This is a genomic window from Nocardia sp. NPDC056541 (assembly GCF_042794235.1).
GTDB lineage: Bacteria > Actinomycetota > Actinomycetes > Mycobacteriales > Mycobacteriaceae > Nocardia.
In genome coordinates this window covers 253,749-271,798 of the sequence record NZ_JBHTUD010000001.1, presented here as the reverse complement: position 1 = coordinate 271,798, position 18,050 = coordinate 253,749, and the positions used below count along the sequence as shown (strand labels likewise).

Below are 18,050 nucleotides of genomic sequence, written 5' to 3'. Positions count from 1 at the left end.
GCGGGAACTAGCGCTCGGACGAACCGCTCGCCGATCCACTTCCCAGCAGGCACAACGGATTCGCCACCATCGCCGCCTGTGCCGAACCGGACGACGAACCGGTGATCCCGGAGTCGACCGGTGGCGTGTTCGGCGCGGGTAGTGCCGGGTTGCCCGAACCGCCCGTCATCATCGACTCGCCGTCGAGGTTCGCGGGCGCCGGGACATCGAGCAGATCCAGCACGGTCGGTGTGATGTCGGCGAGGGTGTAGCCGTTGTTCTCTGTGCCCGCCGCGAACCCCGCTCCCCGCGCGATCACGAAACTGGCTGTCTCGTAGGCGCTCTGACCGCCGTGCCCCCCATCCGGCTTGTGTCCGTGGTCGGTGGTGACCAGGATCGTCCACCGCTCGTTCGAATGCGCCGCCGCCCGCGCGTCCACCGCGGCGGTGATCTGCCCGACCAGGCTGTCCACGCGGCCGATGGCATCGCGATAGGCCTGCGGCCAGATTCCGCGCAGCGTGTGTCCGACGATGTCCACCTGATCGAGGTGCGTGAACAGCAGGTCGGTTCCCTGCTCGGTGATGGCCGAGACAACCTGCGCGGTGGCCGCGGAATCGGCGATGGTCTCACAAACGCCCGCGCCGGTGGGATCGATCTGCGTGACGGCCACCCGGTCGGCCTGCGGGCTGCCGGTGCGCGCGATCATGCCGATCTTGTCCCAGGTCCCGATGGAGGCCGTCGACAGCGCCGGACGCTCCCGCTCCACCTGCGTGAACACCGTCGGATATTGTGCGAAAGGTCCTGCGTTGCAGGTGGATCCATTGTCCTGAATCCCGTGCTTGGTATCCCATACGCCGGTCAGCGCCGTGGCCCACGAAACGCACGACATGGTGGTGTGCGGGGCGATGGAGGTGCGTGCCAGGGTGCCCTGCGCGGCCAGGCGGTCGAGGTTGGGGGCATCGGCCGCCGTCACCTCACTCCACAGGGTGCCGTCGATGCCGATGACCACGACCTTGTTCACGACCGGAGCCGCGGGGGCCGGCGCTGCCGTGGCGAAGGGGACAGCGGCCAGGGCCGCGGCTGCGAGGATGCGGTGAGTGCGAGACATGCGCGGCACCGTAATTGCCGAGCGCCGACGACAACCAGCGAATTGGACAATTGACCGGTACAGTCCCGCCCACTGGGACCGACATCAGAACGCTTGCGGGCCGATCCGTTCCACCGCGACGAACACCGTCAATGCCAGCAGCACCACGGTCATCACGACATTCGACCATTCGCCGCGGCGCCCGTGCGTGACGATCGCGCCGACCATGATCACCGCCAGACCGATGGCGGCCGCGGGCACCAGCCAGGTGGCGATACCGAACACGCCGGGCAGGATCAGGCCGAGTGCGCCGGCGACTTCTGCCACGCCGATGAACTTGATCAGGCCTTCCGGAAAGGGCTCGGCCCAGCCCATTTTCGGGTCCGCGACGAGCTGTTCTTTGGATTTGGCGAGTTTCATCGCACCGGCCAGGAGAAAGACTGCGGCCAGCAGGCCGGAAACGATCCAAACGACGACATTCATGCCGCGACTCCGGTGTGCGAGGGCAGCGGGGCGCCGACCCAGGCCTCGACCTGATCGAGTATCAGTTCGCCCACTCATCGTACTGCGGCGCGGGACGGCAATCGGTGAACTTCCGGCCATTGCCGTGTGACGCGCGGTTGATTGCCATGGATTATCGCTGCGGGTCGACGCGGAAAACGACCGTAGGGTCGTCGAACATGAGCATTCGTCTCGGATATCAGATGCCCTACTTCGGCTACGCGGGCTCTGCGCGCGAACTGTTCCCGAAGGTCATCGCGCAGGCGCAGGAGGCGGAGGCAGCCGGGTTCGATGCCGTGCTCTTCATGGACCACTTCTATCAGGTCTATGGGCAGCCCGACGATTGGATGCTGGAGGCCTACACGGTCCTGGCCGGGCTGGCCACCGTCACCGAGCGAATCCAGCTGGCCACCCTGATGACCTGCAACACCTACCGCAATCCGGCGCTGCTGGCCAAGATCGTCACGACGCTGGACGTGATCAGCGGCGGCCGCGCGGCCCTCGGCATCGGCGCGGGCTGGTTCGAGCTCGAGCACCGCGGCTACGGCTTCGACTACGGCAGCTTCACCGAGCGGTTCCAGCGGCTGGACGAGGCGCTGCAGATCATCTCGCCGATGCTGCGCGGGCAGCGGCCCACCTTCCAGGGCACGTGGTACCGCGCCGAGAACGCGATCAACGAGCCGCAGGTGCGCGACGACCTGCCGATCCTGCTCGGTGGCGGCGGTGAGAAGAAGACCTTCGGCCTGGCCGCGCGCTACGCCGACCACCTGAACATCCTGTGCCACACCAGCGACCTGCCCCAGAAATTGGCCACCCTGCGGCAGCGCTGCGAGGAGGCCGGGCGTGACCCACAGACTCTGGAGACCAGCTACCGCGCTGTCGTCGTCATCGACGAGAACGGCGACCGGGCTCGCAAGCTGGCGCAGGAGTTCATGCAGCGCGATGTCGTGGTGGCGATCTCGGCGGACAGCGTGTTCGCCGGAGCCCCCGACGATGTGGCGGAGCAGATCCAGCGCCGCATCCTGGATCACGGGGTCGACGGCATCATCGTGAACATGGTCGCCAACGGTCACGAGCCGGGCATCCTCGAATTGGCAGGCAAGGCCCTGAGTCCGCTGGTGCACCACTGATCAGCGACTGTGGCCGGCTGACGTCGGCGACGGTGAATCACCGCACCGACCTTCACACTTTCGCCGGAATCAAGGGCTACAGATGGTGGTGGATGGGGTCGATCCAATGGACGGCGTCGGGCTTCTCGATCGGCTCGATGTCGAGATTGACCACGACGGCTTCGCTGTCGCTGCGCACCAGCACGCATTCCAGGGGTTCGTGGGTGCTGGCGTTGATTTCCTGGTGCGGGACATACGGTGGCACGAAGATGAAGTCGCCAGGCCCGGCCTCTGCGACGAATTCCAGCCGCTCTCCCCATCGCATCCGGGCGCGGCCGCGGATCACGTAGATGACACTTTCGAGTGCGCCGTGATGGTGTGCGCCGGTCTTGGCGTCCGGATGGATCGTGACGGTCCCGGCCCAGATCTTCTGCGCGCCGACACGGGCGAAATCGATCGCGGCCGCCCGCTCCATTCCGGGTGTCTGCGCAGTGTTCGAATCCAGCTGATCGGCCTTGATCACCCGGACACCGTTGTGCCGCCAATCTTCGGCAGTCATGGTGCGCTCCTCCACGTCGATCGGTTCGAGCTGTATCGCCGAATGCGAGCGGGCCGGGGGACCGTCGCGCGCGGTTGAGGCTACGCAATCATGATTCGGTTGCCCGGTAGACGTTTTCACTCGGCGGGATCGAAAGAGGACCGCCACGCGCGGTCGCGGGGCTCGCTACAGGGTGGTGGGCTCGCCGAACACCGCTCCGCTGTCGTCGACTTCGGGTGTTTTGGTCAGCACGTAGGTGTATTGGCGGATGGTGGCCGGGCCGATGCAGTTGTCGACTTTGATGTGGAAGTCGCGGGTCACGATCTGCACGGTCTTGCCCGGGATGAGCGGTTTGCCGTCCCCGATGTCGACGTTGGTGATGTCGCCGGGTTGCAGGTCCAATTCCAGGAAGAGACCCGGGTCTATCGCGATGGAGGGCAGGATGCCGCTGAACTCCTGCACCTGTCCCGATTCGAACTCTTGTACTTGCCCGGACTCCTGGGTCTGGGACTGCACCGATTCGCCGGAACTCGACTGCTCGACAGTCTGCGACTGCGCTTGCTCGGTCGCCTGCCGCTGTACCTGTTCCGTCGCGGAGTTCTGCTGCGGCCCCTCGAGCCCGAATTCGGTGGTGGGATCGATGCCGGGGAGCACGGCACCGATCCTGGCCGGACAGCCCACGGAGTATCCGGTCTTGAGCACGCCCTCGGCCTGCCCGTCGAGGCGTCCGTAGGCGACTGTGGAGACCAAGGCTTCACGGCTGGTGGGGGTGCTGTTCAACGGCGCGATTCGATTGATGACTTCGTCGTGCGTGCCGACGGTGAAACTGCCCATACTCGACTCGAAAGTCTTCTCGTGCGGTGGCAGATTGACGGTATCGGCATGCGCGGTCGGCTGCGACAGAATGGCCAGCGCTGAGACGGCGTAACTCACTCTCCGGATGATTCGCAACATGACCCCGGACACTAGTGAATCGGCCGCCGTTTCCCTGTCGTCACGCGGGCGCGTGTCCCGACCGATGCGGCTTCTTGTTCGCCCGTTCATCCGCCGGTACACCGGTTCGCCACTGTGTGCACGCTCGAATACGGGGACGAAACGGCCCGAATCCGGCGACACAAGAAGATTTCGATATGGGTCGGATCTTTTCACGGTGCACCGGCAGGTGCAGGATAGGAATTTGCCAGGCGAGGCCATATGCGAGGGAGGCGTTGTGAGCGTATTGTCCAGCGATCTGAAAACCTTGAGCTACGAAGCGTATGTCTACCTGTACTCCCTCGTCACGATGGACGTCACTCGCGAGCAGCAGACCAACTCCCCGGCGGACTCGACTCCGGGGTTCGGGCCCCCGAACCAGTTCCACCACATCCACGAGTTCCCTGATGTCCATTTTCGGGCGGTGGTTCGCCCGAATTTCGACACGCTCTACTCCTCGGCCTGGCTCGATCTGACCCGCGGTCCCGTGCAGATCCATGTTCCCGACAGTGGCGACCGCTATTACATGCTCCCGATGTTGGACGCGTGGACGGATGTTTTCGCCAATCCAGGCAAGCGCACCACCGGCACCGGCGAACTGGACTTCGTCGTCGTCGGCCCCGGCTACACCGGTGATCTTCCGGCTGACCTGCCCGTGATCCACGCGCCGACTCATCATGTGTGGGTGATCGGGCGCACCCAGACCAACGGGCCCGCCGACTACGTGGCGGTCAACAAATTCCAGGCCGGACTCGAGATCACCGAGTTGGCCGCTCCGGGACCGTTCGTGGCCGATCCGAGTTCGGCGAGCGAGACCGAACCGCTGCGCCAGGTCAACGCGATGTCGGCGACGGAGTTCTTCGTCCGTGCCGCTGCGGCGTTGCAGGTCGACCCGCCACACGGCACCGACTTCTCCCAGCTCGCCCGCATCGCCCGGCTGGGTATCGTTCCCGGCCGGGACTTCGACGCCACCCGATTCTCCACCGATGAGCTCGCCGACCTCGAAGCCGGTGTGCAGGCCGCGCGAGCGGCGGTGATGGCCGCACCGAAAAAGCTGGCGCCACCGGTCAACGGGTGGATCAGCGTGCTCGCCGACATCGGGGTGTACGGCAACGACTATTTCCGGCGTTCGGCCATCACGTTGGCGGGCTTGGGCGCCAACCCGCCCGAAGACGCGATCTACCCGTTGCTGGTCGCCGACGCCGACGGCCGGCCGCTCGACGGCGATACCGACTACGTGATTCACTTCGACGCGGGCGAGCTGCCGCCGGCGGCCGCGTTCTGGTCGGTCACCATGTACGACGACGAGGGGTTCCAGGCGCCGAACGAGCTCAACCGCTTCGCCATCGGCGACCGAGACGCACTGGTGCAGAATTCCGACGGCTCGCTCGACATCTACATCTCCCACACCAACCCGGGACCAGAGCGCGAATCGAACTGGCTGCCCGCGCCGAGCGGGCCCCTCGGTATCACCATGCGGCTGTATGCCCCTCGTACGGAAGCGCTCAACGGCACATGGGCGCCTCCGCCGGTCCGCAGGGCCTGATCAGCTGGTTCCGTAGAGCTCGATATGCCACATCTTGGCGATCACCCGCTCGATGCCCTGGGTGAGGTGGCGTCGGTAGGTCGAGAACGGCAGCCCGAGTAGTTCGGCGGCCCGTTCCTGGGTGGGCGCCGGACGCAGGTAGGTGCGGTCGAGGACGCGGTAGAGCTTCTCACCGCGCGAGTCCTCGCGCACCGACTCGACGATCGTGGTGAGTAGATCGCGCAGCGCGGCACCGGTGGCGGGGCCCGGTCGGTCGGCGACCACTCTCGAGCGCAGCAGCGGATTGCGTTCGAGGCCGTCGCCCCGTCCTATCCCGCGCAACGCGGAGCGGACGGCGCCGGCGAATTCGGGCTGGGACAGCACGAGTTCGGGCGTGGGCGGCACGGGTCGCGCGGGGACCCCGCCGACGACACGATCACTGGTCAGGTCGAGCCATTCGGGAATGCCCACCCGGCGCCAGTCGTGGGCGTACACCGCGTACCGCCGGCCACCGACCTCGTATTCGGCATCGTGGGCACGATGGAAATCGATGTGGGTCATGAAGGGTTCCCAGGCGTCGGCGGCCTCGAACGCGCCGATGAAGTCCCACGTCAGATGCGGACGCGACAACCAGAACTGCGTCGAGCAAGCCGTCACCACATTGATGGTCGGCGACGGACGCTGGTTGAGTTCCGCGTCGATGAGGAACCGTCCCGCGTGCACCGGTTCGCCGGGCCGTGGCCTGCCGTACCTGGTCGCGTAGTCCCACATGGCGTGGGTGCCGGGGTCGGCGGCCAGCTCGGCCTCCGTCGCGTCGTGCAGCGCCAGCCGACAGAAGTAGCCGATCGGTGCGCTGCCCGAGCCTTGCACCACGACGAACTGCTCGGGCTGACGAGCCAGCCAGAAGTCCACCAACTCGGCTTGCTCGGGGCCCTGGTGCCGCTTCGTCATCGCCAGGATCGATTCCCGATACTCCGCGCGGTATCGGTCGGGGAAGGCCCGGCCGAAGGTCGACCAGTCCCAGTACGCCGAGATCGACGGGTTGTGGCGGTGGAGGAAGACGAGGTCGGCCACCGGCCAGCGATTCTGCTGCGCGGTGGCGTCGAGGACCTCGATGAGGTGCGCGCGCACGCGGCGATGCACGTCGAGGTAGGACTCCGGATCACGCCAGCGCAAATCGGCGTCGAGAACGTCGCGGGCGATCTCGTGCGGCGCGAGCCCGAGCGGCCCCGGCTCGATGATCGCCAGCTCGCGCAGCCACTCGAACACGTCGGCGCAGTCGGATTCGCCGAGCGCGGCCCGCAGCAGCGCCTCGGTGGTGAACCGGACGTGCGCGCACACCTCCAGTGCGGCCCGGTGACGTTTGCTCGGCACCGAATCGACGAACCGCGCGAGCAGGGCGCGCACCGCGTCGGGGGCCTCGACCAGTGCGGCGGGCAACTCGCCCGCGGTCTGGGCGAGCACGTCGACCAGTAGCGACAGCGCCAGCGGGTGGCCGTGGGTGAGCGCCAGCATGCGCTCGTGCTTGGCTTCGGGCACCTCGGCGATCCGCAGATAGGCGCGGGCGTCGTCGGGTGCGAGGTTGCGCAACGAGATCGTGCGCAACAGATCCCGCCAACCGGGGTCGTCCGACCACGCGCGGGCAGGCGGATGACGGCCGGCGATCACCACGAGAACAGTCGTGGCCAACACCGGCAGAAACGTCTCGCGCAGCCAATCCTCCAGCGGCGCGAGACGTTCGAACGTGTCGATGAACACCACCGAGGACATCGCGGGGCCCAGCGCGGTGCGCAACGACTCGGGCGACGGCTCGACCGTGCGTCCGTCGACCCGCGTCGTCGTCGCGCCCGCGAGTTCGGCGAGTTCGAGCATTTCGGCCAGCAGCGCGGACTTGCCGATGCCGCCCGGCCCGTGCAGGAACAGCACCGTGAACGGTGGTTCGTCCGCGTCGAGCGCGGTGCGGAACAGTTCCACTTCGCCCGCCCGCCCGACGAACCGCCGCCTGCGCGCCGATCGGAGCCGGTCGGCGACGGTCCTCGCGTCGTCAGTCATCTCTCAGTTCCGTTCATCCACGGTGCCCGCTGGCAATCGTCACCGGGCGAGCACCCGCGGTGGTGGCGCCACCGAGTCGCCGCGCCTGCGCATCCCGACCGATACCCGCGCGAGGGTACTCGGCCGCATCAGCCACGCGGGAGGGTCCAGCAATGCCGAGACGCGCAGGAATCGCGCGGCGACCACGGGGTCGTGCCTGCCCACTTCGAGCAGCCGACGAACGTAGGCATTGACCAGCCGGATCTGGAGGGTGCGGGTGCCTTCCACCAGCGGTTGCGTCAGGTCGGCGCCGACGGCGAGTCGCCAGGCGACGTTCACCGGTACCGCAGAGGCACGGAAGTACCGGCGTTCCAGGTCGTCCCCGCCGGTGTGCAGGCACTCGCGCAAGGCCATGGCCTGCAACGCGGCCACCGACATGCCCTGTGCGTAGATGGGATTGAAGCCGCACAGGGCGTCACCGAGCGCTATCAGTCCCCGGGGGAAGCGGCTGACCAGGTCGTAGCGGCGACGGCGGTTGGCGTCGTACCGGTAGGTCGTCACCGGGGACAGCGCCTCCGCGGCGCGCAACGCGTCGAGCACGTGCGGAGGCGCGAACGGCGCCACGAACTCGACCAGTTCGTCGAAACTCGTGCCGGGGTGATGGTCTCGATACCCGGTCGCGGTGAACAACCACGTGTCGTCCTCGGTCGCGAACAACGCCATCCCGATCGGCCGGTCGGGGGCGGGGCCGATCAGTACCAGCGTCTCCGGTTCGCTCCCCGGGCGCAGCCGCAGCGCCACGCTCGAGTACCCGATGTGCACGGAAACCCTTTCCTCGGCGGGCATGTCGAAGCCGAGCTCGGCCACCCAGGCCGGCGTGCGCGTGCCACGGCCCATGGCATCGACGACGAGATCGGCGGCGAGTACTTCCTCGGCACTGCCTGCCGTGCGGGAGATGATCCTGACACCGGTGACCGCGGCCTCATCCGCGACCAGGCCGACCACATCGTTGCCGTCGGCGAACCGCAGGTTCGGCAACACCCGAACACGGTCCCGCACACGACCTTCCAGATGCGGCCTGGTCGGCAGATAGGTCGTGACATCCGGTTGGACGGCGGCCGAGAGCCGGTTGCCCCCGATCGAGAAATAGAAGTCGGTGTAGTCCTCGATCACCTTCGTGCCGGCGCGGACGAGCTCGTCGAGCAGGCCGGGAAACAGCCGCTCGAGCGCCTGGGATCCGCTGGGCAGCAACGCGTGCACGTGCTTGCCCTGCGGTACCCCACGACGCGGGGCGTACTGACCGTCGAGACGGTCGCGTTCCACCACGGTGACCCGGTCATAGGAATCGGACAGCACTCGGGCGGCGAGCAGACCTGCCATGCTCGCGCCGAGTACCACTGCGTGTTCACCTCTGCGAACCATCGCGCACCTCCTGGAGTCTCAGCGATGGTGCGAGCGTGCGACACGCGACTGCTCGATTACCAGTCCACTTCCCTGCTCACCTCGACGGGCGAGTGCCACGAAGTATCCACGGCGGTCCGATGGCGGACCCGGCTCGCCGAATCGGCCACCGAGGACACCACGATCGGAGCGTCCCACGCGACCATCGCGGTCAACCGCGCACGCGACCGGTGGCCGGTTTGGTTCGCCACAGCTCGATTCCGATGTCGACGAGGTCGACTCGGTCGAGGTGCTCGATGTCGGTGAGCGGATGCCAGGCGGCGAGGTCGGTCGATCCGTTGGTTTCGTTGCGGAGTTCGCCGGCCCGAATGTGGCCTTCGTACACGATTCGTAAGCCGTGGAAATCGGCGAATTCACCACGCGGGCGCGGGTATCGGCGGTTGATCGAGTCGATGCCGAGGAGTTCGACGAGTTCGACGGTGTACCCGGTCTCCTCGGTGACCTCACGGACGGCCGTCGCGATCGGATCCTCGCCGTGTTCCATTCCGCCGCCCGGAAGCGTCCACTGCCTGTCACCGTCGGGTGACACCCATCTGGCGAGCAGGATCTCGATCGCTCCACGGGACTCCCGAACGCATATCGCGTAGGCAGCGACTCGAAGCTCTTTCCTCACCGGGCGAGCCTACCGGCGACCAGCGGTCAGCTTCGTGGGGCCGGGTTACCCGTGACTGTTAAATTGTCGTCGGGCAGACGAAAGGGCCGCTGATGGCGACACGCGCTGAACAGAAGGACGCGACGCGGGCGCGCATTCTGGACGCCGCGACTTCGCTGCTGGTCGAACGCGGCTATTCGGCCTTGACCACCGTGGGCGTGCAGCAGCGGGCGGGCCTGAGTCGCGGTGCGCTCCTGCACCATTTCCCGACAGTGCGCGATCTGTCCGAGGCGCTGGTGGCGAATCTGGTCGTGCTCAACGAAGCGGCGACGCAGGCGGCGGCGGTGAAATTGGGCGACACGGTGGACCCGGTCGAGCGCGCGCTGACCGCGTTGTACTCGGCGATGACGCAACCGCCCGCGCGTGCCGAGTTCGAGCTGTGGGCTGCGGCGGGCACCGATCCCGATCTTGCCGCCGCACTGCGGGTGGCCGAGCGCAAGGCGGGCCGCGATCTGCACCGGGTGATCGATGGGCTGTTCGGGGCGGGGATCGTGGCGCATCCGCGTTATCCGGCCGTCCGTGACCTGACCGTCGCCATCCTGCGGGGGCTCGCCGGCACGCGTGCACTACAGCTCTCAGATCAGGCGAACCGCGTCGTGCTCGAGCAGTGGGCTGACACAATTCGCATCCTGGTGGGTCACGTCAGCGACGCCGACGGATAGGGCTCGACATCCACCCGGGCACCGCGCCGATTCCGCTGTCTCCGCCGGTGACAACCGCGGTTCGTCCATGCAGTTGCATGATTCATTCCTGCTCGGTGTGGCTGCGGTCGAACCGGGCTCGTTTGTAGTCGCCGAAGGGTTCGTCGCGTTCGCGCACTGCTTCCCGGAAACCGACTGTGGCGGCGCGCAATTGGAATTCATAGCCTTCCCGGGTGTGACGGGAGATGCCGTCGAAGACGGTGCTGACCATGCCGGAGTTGGCCACGCCTTGTGACAGCAGTGCCGAGTTGAGAGCGAGCTTGGCCATCATCAGCTGATTGACCGGCATGCGGGCGATCCGGCCGACCAGTTCCTCGGTGCGTTCGTCGAGTTCCTCCGCCGGGCACGATTCCACCGCCAGACCCCATTCTTCGGCTTGTTTGCCGCTGATGCTGTCACCGGTGAAGAGCAGCCGCTTGGCGCGGGCGTCGCCGATACGGTGGGCCCACATACCGGCTGCGGGAATACCCCAGGTGCGGGTGGGCGGGTAGCCGATCTTGGTGTCGTCGGCGCAGATGATCTGGTCGCTGAACAGGGCGATATCGGTGCCGCCCGCGATGGCGAAGCCGTGCAGTTTCGCGACGGTGGGCTTGTCGGCGTGCAACAGGCTGGCGAAGCCCTTGTTGCAGCGGCTCATCATCGCGTAGTCGATCATCGGGTCCCAGGTACCCCACGGATTGTGGTTGAGCGCATTCACCACCGGATCGAGCACAGTGCCGTCGACATCGTCCGGGCCTTCGGCGGTTCGGAAGCTCTTCTCCGCGAACATGTCCAGGTCGTAGCCGCCGCAGAAGCCCTTACCGCGGCCACTGACCAGGATCACGTGCACGCGCGGGTCCAGATCGGCGCGCTCGACGGCGTGGGTGAGGTCACGTGGGGTGTCGGGGGTGATCGAATTGCCCTTTTCCGGGCGGTTGAAAGTGATGCGGGCGATGCGTCCGTCGCGCTCGTAGGTGAGAGTCGAGTACTCGTGGTCGTAGTCGGGCGCGGGTCGGTCTCGCCACGGGGAGTCCGGACCTTCGGTCCAATTGTCGTACCAGCCGGCGGGACGATGGCCTGCGTGAGGTCGGTTCTCGGACATCGATGGTCCCTTCGGATGCGATTCGGCGGACGGCAGCTCACGGGGAGGTGGTCGGCGCGTGGTCGGACCAGCCTGACCCATTCGATGGTTCACAGTCAAGTGTGACTGTGAAATTTCGCCGGGTCGTCGGCGACCGGCCGCAGTTCATGTCCGCATGACGATGAGAGTGCTGCCGCAGCAAGAGTTTCCTCACTCCGGAGGAGACCGTCGCACGCCGGACAAAGGTGTCTGCCAAGCTCCGGGGTCGGCAACAGGAAACCGGCGACCGGTCACCAGGGTGGGTACGAGTCGGATGAAGAAGTTCTTCTCCCCGGGCTGCCACGGAGAGAGGGGCAGATCCACGGTGTCCATCAGGTCACCGATCTCACGGACCCCTTCGGCTCGCCCCTTGATCACGACGCTCCAGGCTTCATGAGACTCAGGGAGATAACCGTCGACTTCCAAGGCGACGCGCGCATCGGACAACGCGGCGGACACCTTCGTACCTCGCGCGGATCGGAACACAATGGTTCCGTGATCGACCGCGTAGTTGAGGGGGAAGATATCCGGATGGTCATCCACCCACACGGCGAGGCGGCCTATTTCCTCGGTACGGAGTAGCGCCCAGCTTTCGTTGACAGCAAGCTCCTTGACACTCGGGTCGTCGCTTCCCATCTTTTTCCCTTCCTGTCGTGGATATCCGCCTGTCCTCCCAAGCACCTTTCCGTCTGTGTTCGGGCACCTTCGTCGTATTCCTCCAAATCTAAACGCTGTGTCCCCCCGGAACCGTCATTTGTCCTGATCCTTTCTGACAGCAGTAACCTCGCTGCTTGCGAACCGCGCCCAGAACAGCACTGCCGACACGGTGTGTGCGGGTCGCCGCCCGTCCGCAACCGGGGCCGAGGTTGGGAAGCGCTGCCCTGGGTCTGTCAGGCAGATCGCGAAGCCGATTACCGGACGACCGTGTCGGACTGGTCCGCCGACTGGTAGTCGCGCACGATCAGCGCGGACTGAAGCAACCAAATGAGCTTTGGATCATGGGCACTGAGACCCACGAGGTCGTAGATACGCCGGAGCCTGTAGTCGACGGTGTTCATATGGATATGGGTTTCACGTGAGGTGAGTCGGCGATTGAGACCGTTGCCGAGATGTGCGCGCAGCGTGCTGATCAGGTCCGGAAACTCGGCAACCGGATCGAGAAACGATGCGAGACGATCCCGCCCAGGCCCTGGCCGAGTCAGTTGGTACTCGACAGCGAGGTCTCCGATCTCGTACATGCCCGGCGGGCGATGGAGTCGTGTCGCCACATCCAAGAGTTCGTGCGCCTCCTCGGCGGCCGAGGGAATCCGATCTCGGTCGGCGGCGATCCCCACCACGGTGAGTGCGGTCAGTCCGACCGTGCCGCGGATCTTCGCGGTGGGAAATGATTCCGGCACCAGAATCGTCGCGCCGAACCGGGACTCCAAACCCGGCACAGGCTGCCCGAAGCTTGTCGACAGCATCGCCCGGAAGTCGCGCGGTGATACCGCGTCACGCGCGGACCGATCCGCGGCCACCGCGAGCACGGTGTACCGCTTATCGGGTGGCGCCCCGTGCTCACGGGTAGCTCTCGTCGTATGCCGGCCCCTGAGCAGAGTGCGCGCCACATACCCACCGCGATCGCCGCTGGGCGGTGCGACCTCCAGATAGATCGTCGATATCGTGGCGGTCACCGAGCTCAACGCATCCATCAGTCGGCGCACTTCGTCGAAGGGCGCGCAGCGGGCTTCGAGATCGTCCATGTGTAGCCGGAACCCTGCGTGAACATGGTGCTGCACAGTGTCGATCGGGACGCCGATGCTCGCCCACCGCGCAACAACCGGACGAAGACGCGGCGTCCCGAGGCCGCGGTGTGTCCGGGCTGTGTCGGACACCAGTACCAGACAGTCGGCAACGATGGCGCTGATCTCCTCGCGCAGAACGTTTCCTCGTCGGCTGCGACGCGGGATGGTTTCGAGGATCTTGTGCGCGATCCGGTCGGTCGCCGGCGAGAGTTGCGCGGGCGACCCGAGTTCGGTGTGGCTGGTCATCGGGGGCTCACAGTGTTTCGCCCGCACCGATCAACCACGGGTTGAACGTGCAGTTCAGGGCCGGGTGGCCGATGGGATCGACGGCGCTGAGGGAGGGGTTGGTGACTTCGTCGTGGCGCGATGCCACCGCGGTGTAGTCGACGCCGGGAACGGTGTCGCCCTCCAGGTCAGGGTGTGGCTTCAGTCCATCGGTGATCGCGTCGGCGAGCGACTGCGAGTCCGAGGTCACGCCGGGCTCCGCGCCGGCAGATGTCGCTCCGAGTGCGTGCCCGACGGCAACCCCCACGATGAGCGCCGGGGCCACGGCGGACCGGCGCATGTGCTGCTTCATTGCAAGCATTTCCTACAAGTCCTATCTGATCGACCGCGCACCACGGATTCCGGTGACTGGGACCACAATCGAGCGATCATGTGATGTAGGTCGCTGCGCAGCGGCGGCAAGCAAAGTCTGTACCTATCGGTATGTGCCGTCACTGCACTGAGGTCCAGAGTCGACAGAGGTGACCTTGTCCTCGGCGCCAAACCCTGATCAGCCGTCGTCCTGTCGACTGCTCCGGGCCCGGAACCCGAATTCCCTTTTCATCCGAGTTATTAGGGAAATTCGCGTTATTGTTATTGTCGGAGCGGACTGTGTTATCGCAGCCCTGCATTTAACTGATCGTTCAGGGTTCGGCTACCCGGGGCCTTTGTCATACAGCAATGACATCGTCCGTTCCGGGCCTGACGCTGCACCAGCGGCTGGCCGAGGTCGCGACCGCGCACCCGCAGGTTCGCACCACGTTCTGGTCATTGTCGCAGTCGACGCTCACCTATGCCGAACTCCTGGAACGGTCCGTTGCAGCCGCTACGGCGCTGGTCGCGCGCGGCGTCGCGCGCGGCGAGCCGGTCGGCCTGCTGTGCCCGAACGCGCCGGAGTTCCTCATCGGCCTGTTCGCGACCACGACCGCGGGCGGTGCGGCCACCCCGTTGCCGCTGCCCGCCGGGGCCCGCCAATTAGCTTCCTACCCAGCGCGTTTGGCGGGAATTGCCGACGCCGCCGGCATGCGGACCATCTTGGTGTCGCCGCAGTTCGCCGCCATCGTCGAACCATTGCGGGCGGCCATGGACGTCGAATTCCTCGATACCGCAACCCTGTTCGCCGAACCGGCGGCAACGGGGCTGCCCCGGGTCGATCCGGACGATGTCGCGGTCGTGCAGTTCACCTCGGGAAGCACCGCCGCACCGAAAGGCGTGCGTCTCACCCACCGGCAGGTGCTGGCCGGGCTTGCCGCCATCCGCACCGGGATCGACCTCGGTCCGGCCGATCAGGGCGGGTTCTGGCTGCCGCTGTTCCACGATATGGGCTTGATCGGCACGCTGTCGGCGATCCTGCGCGGAATCCCGTCGCATCTGTGGTCGCCGACGGCGTTCGTCAAGGACCCCGAGCGTTGGTTGCGCGAGTTCGCCGCCAGCGGGTCGACCATCTCCGCGATGCCGAACTTCGGCTACGAGGCCCTGCTGGCCGCCGTGCCGCCGGACCGCGCGGCCGATTACGACCTGCGACACTGGCGGATCGCCTTCAACGGGGCGGAACCCATTGCCCACAACGTGGTGCGAGAGTTCTGCGCGCGTTTCCGGCCGGCCGGATTCGACCCAGCGGCCATGTTCGCGGTCTACGGGATGGCCGAGGCCACCCTCGCGGTCACCTTCCCGCCGCTCGGCCGCGAGCCCGTCTTCGACTGGGTCGACCGCGTGACGCTGTCGGATTCCGCTAGGGCACAGCGGGTTTCCCCCGAAGCCGAGGGGGCCCGTGCGATCGCGGGCGTCGGCACGGCGGTCGCCGGCCTGCGGCTGCGCGTGGTCGATCCCGACTCGCGCATGACCGTGCCCGACGGTGAGGTCGGCGAGATCCTCATTCGCGGCGAGTCCGTGACCGACGGCTATCTCACCGCCGATCCCGAGGCCGCCGCCGAGCTGTTCAGCGAGGGCTGGTTGCGGACCGGCGATCTGGGCTACCAGCGCGACGGCGAGCTGTATGTGACCGGCCGCAGCAAGGACATGATCACCGTGCGCGGAGTCAACTACTACGCGCACGACGTCGAGGCCGTCGTGCGCGATCTCGACGGCGTCTACAAGGGCCGCTGCACCGCCGCAGCCGACCCCGACGGGGGCGACACCATCGCGGTGATCGCCGAAACCGAACTCGCAGACAGCGCCGGCGACGAGCTCACCGCCGCCATAGCCGGACGGATCACCGCCCGGCTCGGGCTGGCCGCTGTGCGGGTGTATCTGGTCGCGCCGCGCAGCATCCCCCGAACCAGCAGCGGCAAACTGCGGCGGCTGGCCGCCAGGGAACTGATCGCCACCGAAACAGATTCGGAGCAACCATGCACAGCTACGACGTCTTCCGCCACTACGAGCGCCAGCACTGGCGGCTGGCCGACCTCGACCTCGACACCATCGACCCCGCACTGGTCCGGCCCGAGTACGTGACTCTCGCCAAGAGCGCGACGATGGGCGAATCCAATGTCATCGCCGCCGTGCACGGATTCCTCAACGAATTCGACGACTACGACTTCTCCACCTTCGCCGTGGTGTGGGGATACCAGGAGGTGCAGCACCACTACGCCTTCCGGGCGTGGCTGGCCGCGGTCGGCGAGAGCGTCGACGACACGGCGGTCGGGGCGATGCGTCAGCCGTACGCGCCGGGCACGACGCCGTCGGCGACTCTGGCCACCAACATCATCTCCGAGCTCACCGTCAACCACGTCTACCGCGCGGTGTCGCAGTGGGTGGGGGAGCCGGTACTCAAGGGGTTGCTGTTGAACGCGAGCCGCGACGAGGCAGGCCACGCTCGGGAATTCATCCACTACACCACTCAGCGTCTCACCCAGCGCCCCGAGGAGTTGCCGTCGGTGCTGGAAACGCTGTACGTCTACAGTTCCGAGGCCAAGATCAAGCATCCGGTGAGTACTTTCAAATCCGGCCTCACCGAACTCGGCGAGCACGAGACCATCGACACCGGCTTCGAGCTGTTCTTGGAACAGATCGCCGCTGAAGGCGAGCTCGAGGTACTGCACGACAAGGTTCGGCGCACGTTCGCCGGCATCACCGGACTCGACCTGTCCACCAACGCCCGGGTGCGGCGCGCCCTGGCCGACGCGATCGCCTGAGCCGGATGCGCGTCCCCGAGCCTGCCCGCGCGGCCACCCCCGACCTCGCGGTCCGGCTGCCCTGGGAGGCGGTGCCGGACTACCACTGCTTCGGCTGCTCGCCGCACAACCCGGCGGGTCTCGGGCTGCGCTTCACCGCCCACCCCGGCGGTCTGCGAGCCGGATTCCGGCCGACTCGGTCCTTCGAGTCGTATCCCGGTGTCCTGCACGGTGGCCTGGTCGGCGTGATCTGCGACGAGGTGATGGCCAACGTGATCATGTTCGAGCGTGGGATGCCGGCCTTCACCGTCTCGATGCGCACCCGCTACCTGACGCCGCTGCGGGTCGACCACGACTACCACTGCACCGCGACCATCTCCCGCACGGACTCCGCCGTCATCACGGCGAGCGCGGAGATCCACGACGTGGACGACGAGCTCTGCGCGTCCGCCTCGGCCACCTACCGGCCGTTCGCCCTGGGCGAGGTCCGCCACCTGCTCACCCTTGACGACGCCGACGTCGCTCGGCTCGAGCACGCCATGTCAACCCAGAACGGAGTTCATCCATGAGCACCCCTGCCGTCGCCGACATCCTGCGCACTGTCACCGAGATAGCCACCGCCGAGATCGGCGTGCCCGCCGCCGAATTGGGGTCCGATGTCGACCTGCGCGGTGTGGCCGGCGTCGACTCGGTCCGCGTGCTGCGCATGGTGGCCCGCATCGAGCGCGTCTACGACATCGAGCTCGACGACCAGGACGTGTTCGGCATGTCCACTCTCGCCGACGTGGCGGCCGTGGTGCACACGGCGTTGGCGGAGGTGCCCGCGTGACCGAGGTCGCCGACACCAACCAGCATTACGATCTCGATCCCGAGGTCTTCGGCGAATTCCTCGACCCGCTACGCAAATACAGCTCCGGCCGGTACTTGACCGATACCGACACCCTCGAACAGGCACAGCGGCACAAGTTGCGTTTCGTCGCGGGGCGGCTTCGGCTCTCGGGCGGTGAGCGGGTGCTCGATGCCGGCTGCGGTTGGGGGTCGCTGGTCCTGTTCATGGCCGAGGAATTCGCCTGTCAGACGGTCGGCGTCAGCCCCGCGCCGCGCCAGCACGAATACATCGCCGGTGCGGCCCCGGCCCGGGGGGGGGCCGACCGGGTGGGCGCCGACGGGGCGCCCGTCGCGCAGCTGGGACAGCCCCCGCGCACAATGGACGCGCGGGCGATTCGCGGGGCGG

At 66.8% G+C, this 18,050-nt stretch carries 19 protein-coding genes; 8 read left to right on the top strand and 11 right to left on the bottom strand.

Translation table 11 applies throughout. The annotated features are described in order from the left end of the window. Nucleotides 1-7: 7 nt before the first annotated feature. Complete coding sequence (locus tag ACFQ9R_RS01225; protein WP_378987594.1) at nucleotides 8-1,087, bottom strand: alkaline phosphatase family protein; 1,080 nt, start codon at nucleotides 1,085-1,087, stop codon at nucleotides 8-10. An 84-nt stretch (nucleotides 1,088-1,171) separates the two neighbouring features. Further along, nucleotides 1,172-1,549: a DoxX family protein gene (locus tag ACFQ9R_RS01220; protein WP_378987591.1), complete on the bottom strand. Its 378-nt coding sequence runs from the start codon at nucleotides 1,547-1,549 to the stop codon at nucleotides 1,172-1,174. Nucleotides 1,550-1,746: 197 nt separating this feature from the next. On the opposite strand from ACFQ9R_RS01220, the gene ACFQ9R_RS01215 reads away from it, so the two are divergent. Further along, nucleotides 1,747-2,697: a TIGR03560 family F420-dependent LLM class oxidoreductase gene (locus ACFQ9R_RS01215; protein WP_378987588.1), complete on the top strand. Its 951-nt coding sequence runs from the start codon at nucleotides 1,747-1,749 to the stop codon at nucleotides 2,695-2,697. Between the two features lie 76 nt (nucleotides 2,698-2,773). Here ACFQ9R_RS01215 and ACFQ9R_RS01210 read toward each other — a convergent pair whose 3' ends face one another. Together ACFQ9R_RS01210 and ACFQ9R_RS01205 are read right to left on the bottom strand one after the other, a co-directional pair. Next, entirely contained in the window at nucleotides 2,774-3,235 is a 462-nt protein-coding gene (locus ACFQ9R_RS01210; RefSeq protein WP_378987585.1) for a cupin domain-containing protein, read from the bottom strand. 165 nt (nucleotides 3,236-3,400) lie between these two features. After that, on the bottom strand, nucleotides 3,401-4,147 hold the full coding sequence (locus ACFQ9R_RS01205; protein WP_378987582.1) for an MspA family porin: 747 nt from the start codon (nucleotides 4,145-4,147) through the stop codon (nucleotides 3,401-3,403). A 277-nt stretch (nucleotides 4,148-4,424) separates the two neighbouring features. Here ACFQ9R_RS01205 and ACFQ9R_RS01200 point away from each other — a divergent pair, with 277 nt between their 5' ends. After that, nucleotides 4,425-5,732 carry a DUF1254 domain-containing protein gene (locus tag ACFQ9R_RS01200; RefSeq protein ID WP_378987579.1) on the top strand — a complete coding sequence of 436 codons (1,308 nt, stop codon included), beginning with the start codon at nucleotides 4,425-4,427 and terminating at the stop codon, nucleotides 5,730-5,732. Here ACFQ9R_RS01200 and ACFQ9R_RS01195 read toward each other — a convergent pair whose 3' ends face one another. From ACFQ9R_RS01195 to ACFQ9R_RS01185, 3 genes are all read right to left on the bottom strand, one after another. After that, on the bottom strand, nucleotides 5,733-7,763 hold the full coding sequence (locus ACFQ9R_RS01195) for an ATP-binding protein (protein ID WP_378987576.1): 2,031 nt from the start codon (nucleotides 7,761-7,763) through the stop codon (nucleotides 5,733-5,735). A 39-nt stretch (nucleotides 7,764-7,802) separates the two neighbouring features. Next, nucleotides 7,803-9,164, bottom strand: coding sequence for an FAD-dependent oxidoreductase (locus ACFQ9R_RS01190; protein ID WP_378987573.1), 1,362 nt, complete (start codon nucleotides 9,162-9,164; stop codon nucleotides 7,803-7,805). A gap of 190 nt (nucleotides 9,165-9,354) precedes the next feature. After that, nucleotides 9,355-9,816, bottom strand: a complete 462-nt coding sequence (locus tag ACFQ9R_RS01185) for an NUDIX hydrolase (RefSeq protein WP_378987570.1) — start codon at nucleotides 9,814-9,816, stop codon at nucleotides 9,355-9,357. A 92-nt stretch (nucleotides 9,817-9,908) separates the two neighbouring features. Between ACFQ9R_RS01185 and ACFQ9R_RS01180 the strand changes: the two genes are divergently transcribed. Beyond that, entirely contained in the window at nucleotides 9,909-10,517 is a 609-nt protein-coding gene (locus ACFQ9R_RS01180) for a TetR/AcrR family transcriptional regulator (protein WP_378987567.1), read from the top strand. Between the two features lie 82 nt (nucleotides 10,518-10,599). On the opposite strand, the gene ACFQ9R_RS01175 is transcribed toward ACFQ9R_RS01180, so the two are convergent. From ACFQ9R_RS01175 to ACFQ9R_RS01160, 4 genes are all read right to left on the bottom strand, one after another. Next, the gene (locus tag ACFQ9R_RS01175; protein WP_378987564.1) at nucleotides 10,600-11,637 is read right to left on the bottom strand and encodes a crotonase/enoyl-CoA hydratase family protein; all 1,038 of its coding nucleotides are present in this window, start codon (nucleotides 11,635-11,637) and stop codon (nucleotides 10,600-10,602) included. 189 nt (nucleotides 11,638-11,826) lie between these two features. Continuing rightward, nucleotides 11,827-12,291 (bottom strand): pyridoxamine 5'-phosphate oxidase family protein, encoded by a 465-nt coding sequence (locus tag ACFQ9R_RS01170; protein WP_378987561.1) that lies wholly within the window; start codon nucleotides 12,289-12,291, stop codon nucleotides 11,827-11,829. A 275-nt stretch (nucleotides 12,292-12,566) separates the two neighbouring features. Next, the gene (locus ACFQ9R_RS01165) at nucleotides 12,567-13,685 is read right to left on the bottom strand and encodes a PucR family transcriptional regulator (RefSeq protein WP_378987558.1); all 1,119 of its coding nucleotides are present in this window, start codon (nucleotides 13,683-13,685) and stop codon (nucleotides 12,567-12,569) included. A 7-nt stretch (nucleotides 13,686-13,692) separates the two neighbouring features. Beyond that, complete coding sequence (locus ACFQ9R_RS01160) at nucleotides 13,693-14,016, bottom strand: hypothetical protein (RefSeq protein WP_378987555.1); 324 nt, start codon at nucleotides 14,014-14,016, stop codon at nucleotides 13,693-13,695. A gap of 368 nt (nucleotides 14,017-14,384) precedes the next feature. Here ACFQ9R_RS01160 and ACFQ9R_RS01155 point away from each other — a divergent pair, with 368 nt between their 5' ends. From ACFQ9R_RS01155 to ACFQ9R_RS01135, 5 genes are all read left to right on the top strand, one after another. Continuing rightward, nucleotides 14,385-16,157: an AMP-binding protein gene (locus tag ACFQ9R_RS01155; protein WP_378987552.1), complete on the top strand. Its 1,773-nt coding sequence runs from the start codon at nucleotides 14,385-14,387 to the stop codon at nucleotides 16,155-16,157. Beyond that, complete coding sequence (locus ACFQ9R_RS01150) at nucleotides 16,052-16,837, top strand: ferritin-like domain-containing protein (RefSeq protein WP_378987549.1); 786 nt, start codon at nucleotides 16,052-16,054, stop codon at nucleotides 16,835-16,837. Before ACFQ9R_RS01155 ends, ACFQ9R_RS01150 begins: the two co-directional genes overlap by 106 nt. 5 nt (nucleotides 16,838-16,842) lie before the next feature. Next, entirely contained in the window at nucleotides 16,843-17,385 is a 543-nt protein-coding gene (locus tag ACFQ9R_RS01145; RefSeq protein ID WP_378987546.1) for a PaaI family thioesterase, read from the top strand. Further along, nucleotides 17,382-17,645 (top strand): acyl carrier protein, encoded by a 264-nt coding sequence (locus ACFQ9R_RS01140; protein WP_378987544.1) that lies wholly within the window; start codon nucleotides 17,382-17,384, stop codon nucleotides 17,643-17,645. Before ACFQ9R_RS01145 ends, ACFQ9R_RS01140 begins: the two co-directional genes overlap by 4 nt. Continuing rightward, a partial coding sequence (locus ACFQ9R_RS01135; RefSeq protein ID WP_378987541.1) for an SAM-dependent methyltransferase occupies nucleotides 17,642-18,050 on the top strand: 409 nt, incomplete at its 3' end. The genes ACFQ9R_RS01140 and ACFQ9R_RS01135, both read left to right, overlap by 4 nt.